General features: G+C 40.5%; 4 protein-coding genes. 3 read left to right on the top strand and 1 reads right to left on the bottom strand.

Annotation, left to right across the window (positions count from 1 at the left end; genetic code table 11):
• The first annotated feature begins 594 nt into the window (after positions 1-594).
• The 3 genes from WSC_RS0121305 (at position 595) to WSC_RS0121285 (ending at position 2,717) form a co-directional block, all read left to right on the top strand.
• A complete protein-coding gene (locus WSC_RS0121305; RefSeq protein ID WP_016957990.1) occupies positions 595-972 on the top strand; it encodes a hypothetical protein in 378 nt (125 codons plus the stop codon).
• Between the two features lie 150 nt (positions 973-1,122).
• Positions 1,123-1,407 carry a hypothetical protein gene (locus WSC_RS0121300; protein WP_016957989.1) on the top strand — a complete coding sequence of 95 codons (285 nt, stop codon included), beginning with the start codon at positions 1,123-1,125 and terminating at the stop codon, positions 1,405-1,407.
• A gap of 968 nt (positions 1,408-2,375) precedes the next feature.
• Positions 2,376-2,717 (top strand): DUF7957 family protein, encoded by a 342-nt coding sequence (locus tag WSC_RS0121285; protein ID WP_016957986.1) that lies wholly within the window; start codon positions 2,376-2,378, stop codon positions 2,715-2,717.
• A 125-nt stretch (positions 2,718-2,842) separates the two neighbouring features.
• Here the strand turns inward: WSC_RS0121285 and WSC_RS24990 are convergent, their stop codons facing one another.
• Entirely contained in the window at positions 2,843-3,025 is a 183-nt protein-coding gene (locus WSC_RS24990; RefSeq protein ID WP_157447383.1) for a hypothetical protein, read from the bottom strand.
• Positions 3,026-3,531: the final 506 nt, after the last annotated feature.

Below are 3,531 nucleotides of genomic sequence, written 5' to 3'. Positions count from 1 at the left end.
AGGGATGCAAAAAGCTTGGCCAAATTTTTGCAGAGCAAAAATGTTAGCCAACTTTATTCCACCCTTTACTACGGCGTTAGCTAGAAGTTTCGTTAGTTAAAAGTAGTTAAACTGTTGGTGTTTGTTTTCGTGGCGCTGGCATTTATTTGCCTGTTCCGTTAACTTGTTAGTCGTCACGCACCAGTTGTTTTAAGGTTGGTTTTTCCAACTTGTTTTACCGTTGAGCGGCATTTATATTGTCTGCCTGCCGCTTGAAGTGAGTTTATAAAAATAAACTGTTGTGTCGCCACGCTTGTGCATGTCCTCAAGTTCATTTTTCTAAGTTTATTTACGGTATTTGTATTGTGCTAAATTCAAGCTTCGTTGAGCTTCTAGCCAACAATGCAATTATGGAGGGACGCAAAAAGCTTGGCTGCGTCACTTCGTTCCTATTATAGCCAAGCTTTTGTGCGCCCCATATTGCGGCGTTACCCCGAACCTAGTTAAACAATTATCGTTTGCCTCTTAATTCCTATTCGCATTCGAGCTATAGGGTTAGTCACTCTTAAAAATAGGTAGTAACATTAACACCCGCGAAATATAAAAGGAGTTAATATGCAATTTGGTAGTGGTCAACCAAACCCAAACACATATAAAACAAATGAATACGTAGGTATGTTTCATTATCTAAAAGATAATCCAAATTCAAACACTGAATCATTCAACAACCCTACGATACTCGTAGATTTTCAAACGCTTGGTTTTATTACTTGGAAAATCGATCCTAATAACTCTGGACGCTTAACAAACATAAATCTTACTGAAAAAGCGTTTGAATATTATTCACCAAGTCTTACACCAAGTGAGGAACAGACCAGTAATCAAACTACTACCGAAACACATGAGAAACACAACCCCTTCGGTATAAAGGCGTTTCTCTTTCTGGTTGCCGTGGGAGTTACTGTTGGGTTTATTATTCTCCCTTTTCAATGATAACCTCCTAACTAATTAACAAAACCCCTCAACTTCTGTGTTGGGTCGGGGTAACAAATCGTATTAGCTGGACGCAAAAAGCTTGGGCGTTTAGCCCTAAACAATGTGCTAGCGCCAGCTATACGGGCGTTATGTGTCTGAAGGATTCTCGTGGATAAGTACGAAAAATGGAAGCTAATCGAAGTTGAACTGATGGCTGCTTATGCACTATTGCCAAAAGGTATCATCGAGTCTGGTGACGGATATTGTGAGGAAGATTTTCTTACTTATATTGAGCACAACGAATTATTGATGGCAATGGAAGAGTTGGATGGTGTAATAGTGGATAACGTTATACCACCAAAACAATTTTGGACTCATTTAATTAGAGCTGCGAATATTATGGGCCATGGGCATGCTGATCGGTATAAATCCATACGCAGTGCAGCCACATAACAAACGCTTCAACAAAGGACGCAAAAAGCTTGGCTTGCGTCACTTCGTTCCTAATTTTAGCCAAGCATTTTGCGCCTGTTAAGCGGGCGTTAGCTAGAAGTTTCGTTAGTTAAAAGTAGTTTAACTTGTGGTGTTTGTTTTCGTGGCGCTGGCATTTATTTGCCTGTGCCGTTAACTTGTTTTTCGCCACGCACCAGTAGTTTTGAGGTTGGTTTTTCCAACTTGCTTTACCGTTGAGCGGCATTTGTGTTGTTTGCCTGTCGCTTAAGTCAATTTATAAAAATGGACTTTTGTGTCGCTACGCTTGTGCGTTTCTCAAGTTCATTTTTCTAAATTTATTAACGGTAATTGTATTGTGCTAATCTTCAGGTTTTAGGTAAGCTTCTAGCCAACAATGCAATTATGAAGGGACGCAAAAAGCTTGGCTGCGTCACTTCGTTCCTAATTTTAGCCAAGCTTTTGTGCGCCCCATATTGCGGCGTTAGCTAGCTGTTTTACAAAGTTAAAAGTAGTTAAGCGGTGCTGTTGGTTTTGGTATTGCTGGAAGTTTCTTGCTCAAGCATGCAAAGTTTCGAGTCGCCACGCACCAGTTGTTTTAAGGTTGCTTTTTTAACCTGATTTACCGTTGAGCGGCAATTGCGTTGTTTGCCTGCCGCTTGAAGTGAGTTTATAAAAATAAACTGTTGTATCGCCACGCTTGTGCGTTTTCTCAAGTTCATTTTTCTAAGTTTACTTACGGCACTCGGCATTGTTCGTGTCTGCTTCTTTTCGCTGCAAGTTTTCAGTCGAAAAAAGAGCAGGGTAAGTCGCTAATTTGGTTTTGTGTTGTTGGCTAGTTTACTGCTCATTCGGTGGGCACCTAGCTAACAATCGCATTAAAGGTGGACGCAAAAAGCTTGGCTGCGTCACTTCGTTCCTATTTTAGCCAAGCTTTTATGCGCCACTTATGCGGGCGTTAGGCGCTTTCGATGCTTCAGTTCAATAAAAATATTATTGCAGTCAACGGAAACGAAATTGAGCTTCCACACACTATAATTGATGCGACTGAAGTCGGCGATAATATTTGCGTTATCTTTGACTACATGGAATTTAATGTTAACTCTGCGGCTAGTAATCTTCAGTGTATAGATTATTCTGGTTCAGTGGTTTGGGTTGCTGAAAATCCTACTAATCAAAACACTGATGCGTACACTAATTTTATAATTAGTAGCTCTTCTGAAAGTTACATAACTGTAGGCAATTTTGTTGGTTGTAATTGCAAAATTAACGTTACTACAGGTAAATTAATTCAGGCGGCGTTGGTAAGGTAGCGCCTAACAATGCAATTATGAAGGGACGCAAAAAGCTTGGCTGGCGTCACTTCGTTCCTAATTTTAGCCAAGCTTTTATGCGCCCCATATTGCGGCGTTAGCTAAGTGCTTAACGTAGTAATAAATTAAAAATTGGTGTTGCAGGTTTTCGAGTTGCTGGATATTTTGTGGTAAAAAGTAACACCAACTCGCCACGCTTCAGTTGTCGGTAAATCGGTTTTTCCAAGTTGTTTTACCGTTGAGCGGCAATTGCGTTGTTTGCCTGCCGCTTCAAGTGAGTTTATAAAAATGGACTTTTGTGTCGCCACGCCTGTGCGTATCCTCAAGTTCATTTTTCTAAGGTTGCTTACGGCACTCGGCATTGTTCGTGTTTGCTTCTTTTCGCTGCTAAATTTGTAGTTGAAAATGAAGCAGGTAAGTTGCTAGTTTGGTTTTGCGTTGTTTGCGAGCTAAGTTTTAAAGGCTCAGCATTAGCTAACAATGCAATAATGATGGGACGCAAAAAGCTTGGCTCGCGTCACTTCGTTCCTAATTTTAGCCAAGCTTTTATGCGCCCCATATTGCGGCGTTAGCTAGAAGTTTCGTTAGTTAAAAGTAGTTAAACTGTTGGTGTTTGTTTTCGTGGTGCTGGCATTTTCTTGCCTGTTCCGTTAACTTGTTTGTCGCCACGCATCAGTTGTTTTGAAGTTGGTTTTTTCAACTTGTTTTACCGTTGAGCGGCATTTGTGTTGTTTGCCTGTCGCTTCAAGTTAATTTATAAAAATGGACTTTGGTGTCGCTACGCTTGTGCGTTTCTCAAGTTCATTTCTCTAAA

It is taken from the genome of Catenovulum agarivorans YM01 (assembly GCF_000281085.1).
In the GTDB taxonomy this organism is placed as follows: domain Bacteria; phylum Pseudomonadota; class Gammaproteobacteria; order Enterobacterales; family Alteromonadaceae; genus Catenovulum; species Catenovulum agarivorans.
This window is presented reverse-complemented; position numbering and strand designations above follow the sequence as displayed.